Source organism: Okeania sp. SIO2B9, assembly GCF_010672505.1.
Classification (GTDB): Bacteria; Cyanobacteriota; Cyanobacteriia; order Cyanobacteriales; family Microcoleaceae; genus Okeania; species Okeania hirsuta.
In genome coordinates, this window is sequence record NZ_JAAHGK010000367.1 from 1 (window position 1) to 6048 (window position 6048).

General features: G+C 36.2%; 5 protein-coding genes. 2 read left to right on the plus strand and 3 right to left on the minus strand.

From position 1 onward, the window contains the following. Positions 1 to 503: 503 nt before the first annotated feature. Together F6K13_RS14580 and F6K13_RS14585 are read right to left on the minus strand one after the other, a co-directional pair. Entirely contained in the window at positions 504 to 668 is a 165-nt protein-coding gene (locus tag F6K13_RS14580) for a hypothetical protein (RefSeq protein ID WP_287287713.1), read from the minus strand. Positions 669 to 805: 137 nt separating this feature from the next. Beyond that, the gene (locus tag F6K13_RS14585; protein ID WP_124147478.1) at positions 806 to 1357 is read right to left on the minus strand and encodes a 3-isopropylmalate dehydratase; all 552 of its coding nucleotides are present in this window, start codon (positions 1355 to 1357) and stop codon (positions 806 to 808) included. Positions 1358 to 2183: 826 nt separating this feature from the next. On the opposite strand from F6K13_RS14585, the gene F6K13_RS14590 reads away from it, so the two are divergent. Beyond that, entirely contained in the window at positions 2184 to 3047 is an 864-nt protein-coding gene (locus F6K13_RS14590) for a hypothetical protein (protein ID WP_124147479.1), read from the plus strand. Positions 3048 to 3647: 600 nt separating this feature from the next. On the opposite strand, the gene F6K13_RS14595 is transcribed toward F6K13_RS14590, so the two are convergent. Next, the gene (locus F6K13_RS14595; protein ID WP_124147480.1) at positions 3648 to 4388 is read right to left on the minus strand and encodes an SIS domain-containing protein; all 741 of its coding nucleotides are present in this window, start codon (positions 4386 to 4388) and stop codon (positions 3648 to 3650) included. 231 nt (positions 4389 to 4619) lie between these two features. Between F6K13_RS14595 and F6K13_RS14600 the strand changes: the two genes are divergently transcribed. Continuing rightward, positions 4620 to 6048: AarF/ABC1/UbiB kinase family protein (locus F6K13_RS14600; protein ID WP_287287714.1), on the plus strand; the 1429-nt coding region annotated here is incomplete at its 3' end.

A 6048-nucleotide genomic window follows, 5' to 3' on the forward strand; every position in this document is an offset into this window, starting at 1 on the left:
TATAATTATCGGGCTACCATACAAAGATGTTTAAATAACTATAATTTAAGACTAAAAATATCAACACTTAGAATCGGCTTTAATATTAATTCTACTGTCTGAAGCTCGCCATCAATTCAGATTAAGTTGAGCCAAAGTTGTCAGAGTATCATAATGTCTCCAGATCCAACCAGAAATTAAAGAAATTACCAATACGAAAGTAGCATTCAAGAAGGAAGAAGGCTTTAGTTATCTAGGAGAGAAGAGACTTGTCGCTTTATAAACTAAAAAATTGTAGAAACCCCCGCTATGTAAAGCTTGTAGTTATTTATCGATCAAAAGACTCTAAATAATTACCCTGTCTAGGTTTTGGAGATTTTTTCTATCTATTTAGCGACAAATCTAAAGAAGAAGGAAAAAATAATTCTCTGATATAAAATAAATAATTGGCAATCCTGCAACCGTAATGGTATTGATTGAACTTGGGACAAATTACCTCAGTTCCAATTAAAAGAAAGCGGTCGTTAGCGCAGCTTCCCGAAGGGTGGGATGGCGAGGAAACCTGCGCCATATCCAATCGACCAAGAGAGAGCATGTATTTCGGTTTCTTTCCTACTCACAGTTTTTTCCACTCCCCATCTCCTCATCTCCTCATCTCCCCATCTCCCTCTACCATTACTATGTACCACTACCAAATAATTAATTTTAGACTGGTACTTTCTGAAGATTTAGCTTACAAAAAATGCAAAAGTACACAACTAAAAATTATCGAAAAATTGAACAGTAAAAAGGAGAGATTAGTTTCTCTCCTATTGAAAATAACAATTTAACTTGGTTTTTGGGAAATCATACCTGTTTGACGCGCATAGGCAAAAAGACCACCAGCATCAATGACAGGTTTTACTTCTCCTAAAGACTTCAATTGATAACTTATACCAAGAGTATGATTGGTTAACTGATTTTCTTCAAAATCAATAGTAACTTCCTGACCAGTTTCAAATAACTCACATAGGCGATCAACAGACTCCCAAGGATATAACTCCCCAGTGGCTGAACAATTGCGAAAAAAGATGCGAGCATAAGATTGAGACACTACTGCTTGGACACCAGAAGCACCCAAGGCGATAGGTGCGTGTTCCCGCGAAGACCCACAACCAAAGTTTTCTCCAGCCACAATGATTGGATAATGGGTTTTCATTTCTCCCGGTGAGATAAACTTACCGTAGCGATCAGGCAACCCACATAGAGCATAACTGCCTAACTTTTCATATTCATCTGGCTTGGAAGGAACCAAAGTCAGGTACTCGGCGGGAATAATTTGGTCAGTATCAATATTGTCATCTAGTACAAAGATTTTGCCACTTAGGGATTGGGCCATAATTACTTTCCTGTTTTCCCTCTATTGCTGTCGCAAATTTTAACATAAGACTTTTAACTTCAAATAGCTAATACCGTAGACCTCTTGAAGAATTACTAGACTTAGCTGTAGTTGCCGGAAACATAGAACAAAAAAGAGAAAAAAGGATGATAACAGATATAATTTTTACTTATTATATATAGGGGGTATATTTTATACCAAGCGTGAAAAAAGAATGTGACGAATAGTAAGAGGAATAAAAAGACGCGTGCAGGATATGTCCTTTGGCAAAGCGGTGCGACCCCGCGACGACGCCAGCTCCCTTGCGGAACGCGCACCAAGAGAAAAGAATGATTTCCGACCTGAAAAATGGTATTGAAGCTATTCCCATACGACTCCTGACTCCTAAGAAATATCCTAGCTATTTGTAGCAAATATTTATCAATTTGGTATTACAACTCTACTTTTAATCAGAAGTTGGTCATATTAGTGAAACGGCCAGTTTATAAGTAAAGCCAAGGTTTTATAGTGGGAATTAAATTATGCAAGGAATATCTTTCAAAAGTTCTAATACCATTTCTCTGTAATAATGCGCTTAATAATTCTTTCCCAAACCTGAATTTTACTAATAGCTGTTATCTTTTATTCAGCGCAACTTCATAGAGAAATGGTATAACTCTGTCCGTATCTACTATTAGGAAAAAGGTATAAAGTTATTTAAATTTAATTTAATTTTATTGCTTTCTTTTCGGTAATAACTTTCAAGTATGACCAAGAAACTTTAGACAAATTAAAAATGAGATTTAACCATCTGAGTTAACTATTAAATCAATTGCAGTAACTACCAATGACAGATAAAATTAACGATATATTTATACAAGCACGTCAAGGAAGTGTAGCAGCTATTATTCAAGTTCTTAATCAACAGCTTGCTACATTAGATGTAAGAATTAGAGCTATATTTTCTGATGGTGTTTTGCAGCTTTTATGCGAAGCAACTCAGATTGAACAGTTGGAACAGTCTAACCTTGTACAACAAGTTAAGTACATTCTCGAAGAAATCTCACCTCGTAATATCCGAAAAGTAAATATTAATAGTAGAATTGTTCAAGAACAGCAATTACTATGGCTTGATGAAATTACCAGAGATCCAAAAGATAAGTTGCTCTGGTCTCAACAAATTACTTTGACTAAGCCCAATATTTTTAAACAAATAGCACGTCATTTTCAGACAAGTAAGCCTAAACCAACTCCCATATATCTATCTAAAAGTGTCGATCGCGCTCAAATACAAAAGCAAAATCAATTCCAACTGGGTATGATGGGTGGTTTTTTTCTAAGTCTGTTGATGCTAGTTTTGGGCATCCAAGTTAATAAATGGCTAAATTTTTCTAGGTTAGATAGAATATCAGCTCTGGAAAATACAACCTTACAATCTCCGGACTCCACTATTAAAAATTCAGAGGATACTATAGCTGAGTCGAAAGAAGCTTTTGCTCAAGCGGTGCGACTTGCTCAAGAAGCTGCTGCTGATGGTAAAACAGCTCAGTCTCAGGAGGAGTGGACGGCGATCGCCTCCAAATGGCAACAGGCATCACAACTAATGGCCTCTGTTACTCCAAGTTACTCACGCTATGATGTGGCAGTCAATAGAGCTGAACTTTACCAAAAATACAGCGATATAGCTAAACAAGAAGCCGATAAAAAATAAGAAATTCTCTATTTATTTCTGTATAATTTGTATCATTTTTTTACTAAATTCAAAAAATAACTCGACACCTTATTACTCAGGCTATGATGTGGCAGTCAATAGAGCTGAAGTTTACCAAAAATACAGCGATACAGCTAAACAAGAAGCCAATAAAAAATAAGAAATTCTCTATTTATTTCTGTATAAACCGAATAATTAATAATTAATAATTAATAATTAATAATTAATAATTAAATAATATCATGTTCCGGATAATTAGTGATAAAAAAAACTTTCTTTTTCTTCTTCTTTCTTCCCTCCTGACTCCTGACTCCTGACTCCTGACTCCTTCATAATTTATTTATAACTGTTCAACCGGACATGATATAATTTGCGCCTTGAAGCCTCCCCTTTTAAGGGGAAAAAAGAAATAATATTTCCTGATATTCAATTCCGTAACGGTTTTATCCATTATCCATTATCCATTAATGAAATCTTCCTATAACTGTATTAATGAGCGTGCACGGGCAAAACGTGGGTCTTCGAGCCTAAATCCATCAGGGTTTGTTCCGCACTCTAATGCTAAGTAGTAGGTAAATAATTGGAGCGGCACAAGGCAGGTTAAAGAACAGAATGATTCTGGAACTTTTGGAACAATAACCCACCCTGTTGCGCTAGCATGCAGTGACTTGGGCCGCCACCAACTAACCAGATGCGTCGCCGATTGACTTGTTCGTGGGCGAAGCGTACCATCTCATTCTCCGTTTCTAGTGCTACAGACAGTAGTTCAGAAAGTTCATACTCCAGAAAACTTTTCGATAGAAGACTTGTCCCGGTACGATGAAAGCCGATACGATCCGCAAGAGTAGATAAGACTGAAATCGTACCAATATAACTAACGGTATGAGCAGCTGACTTATCCTGTGCAACTGTAGGTAAGGTGACATCGCTTTGTACAGCCTCGGTAACTACACCTTCACCAGTAATGAATATGGTGTAACAACCTACTTCACGAGCATATTTGAGAGATTCAACTGTATAAAGTTTATTCCCGCGATGACTAATACCAATGACACAATCTCTTGGTGTTATTCGGGGTCTATAAAGTGCAAAATCAAATGAGTGAAATGTTTGTGTGAAAAGGTCTCTCCCATACAAACGCATTAAGTGTTCACCGACGAGAGCTGCATGATATGAAGTTCCAATACCAACTAAAAATAGCCGTTCACAGGAAGCTATACGGGTAGCGCAATTATCAATTAAGACTTCATTACCTTGAGCTACATGAGTAAATGCTTGAGGTTGTGCAAAAATCGCCTCGTACATATGAAAGGGATGTTTCGATCTTTGTTCGCTAGACATAATCAGACTTTTCCTTGTTTTTAGACCATTAACATAATTCACTAGCTCAAAAAGGAAAGGCACTTTTTTGTTACAATGTGTTACAAAATGCTATAGAATTGCTTCCAATGTCAAGGGACTTAGCTGTTCTTTTTTAGCTTGATACTGATAACTGAAATGACTCATCTTCCGGAATTTTCGTTTCCCAGTTACAATCAATGGACGGTGGATAGATTTACATAACTTTATAGTATGCTCACTCAAGATGCTTCTAAGTCCCTTCGTTGGCAACGCACTCAATATTCTCCTCTGACCAGAAAAATAGATGTTTTTAGTGCCTTTGGAAAATTTTTTTTCTTTTTATGGTGGGACAATTTATTTCAAAATAAGTCTGCCTCTGTGAGAAAGCGTAGGGCTAAGTGGTTGGTGAGGACTATGCTAGATTTAGGCCCAACTTTTATCAAAATAGGTCAGTCTTTATCCACGCGGGCTGACATATTACCGAAGGAATATGTGGAGGAGTTAGGAAAATTACAAGATAATGTGCCTTCTTTTGAAACGACAGAAGCGATCGCTATTATTGAGTCTGAACTTGGTAACTCTCTTTATTCTCTCTATCGAGATTTTCAAGAACCTCCCATTGCTGCAGCTAGTCTTGGACAAGTACATAAAGCCAAGTTACAAACAGGTGAGGAAGTTGTAGTTAAGGTACAGCGTCCTGGATTAAAATCTTTATTTGACTTGGATGTAAAGGTTGTCAAAAGTGTTATCCGTTTTTGTCAAAGGTATTTTTCCTGGGCTAAAAGGTATGAATTAGATGCTATTTATTATGATTTTTTTAAAATTCTCTATCAAGAAATTGATTATGTGAATGAGGGTAAAAATGCCGATCGTTTTCGGGAAAATTTTAAAGATTATCCGGAAATAATTGTACCTCTTGTTTATTGGACTTATACTACGGAAAAAGTTATCACTCTTGAATATTTACCGGGAATCAAAATTAACGATAAAGTACGACTAGAAGCTTGTAAGATTAATCCAAAAAGGATTAATCAAATAGGAGTTTGTTGTTATTTAAGGCAATTATTATTAGATGGTTTTTTTCAAGCTGATCCTCATCCAGGAAATTTAGCTGTTAGTTTAGATGGTGGTGTTATTTTTTATGATTTTGGCATGATGGCTGAGGTAAAGTCATTGACAAAAGACCAGATGATTAAAACGTTTTTTGCTATTCTCAGAAAAGATGTTGACCAGGTGCTTAATACTTTGATTACTATTGGTTTAATTGAACCAATGCCGGATATTATGCCTGTAAAAAGATTAGTGAATTTTCTATTGGAAAATTTTACAGATAAACCTGTTGATTTTTATAATTTTGATGAGATAAAAGAGGAGCTTTATGTTTTGTTTGAGCAGCAACCATTTCGTTTGCCTTCCCAAATGATTTTTATTCTGAAGTCTCTATCTACCTTAGATGGTATTGCGAGAAACCTCGATCCTGACTATAGTTTGGTTACTTGCGCTCAACCTTTTGTCAAAAGTATTACTGTTGCTCAAGGTAGAGGTAGAGTTGTAGGAGAACTGGCAAAACAGACAAGAGATTTTATTAAGTATAAGTTACAGCAGCCTAGTAAAAGTGAAATCTTAATCCGTCAATTAGAAACGAAAATTGAAGATGGGG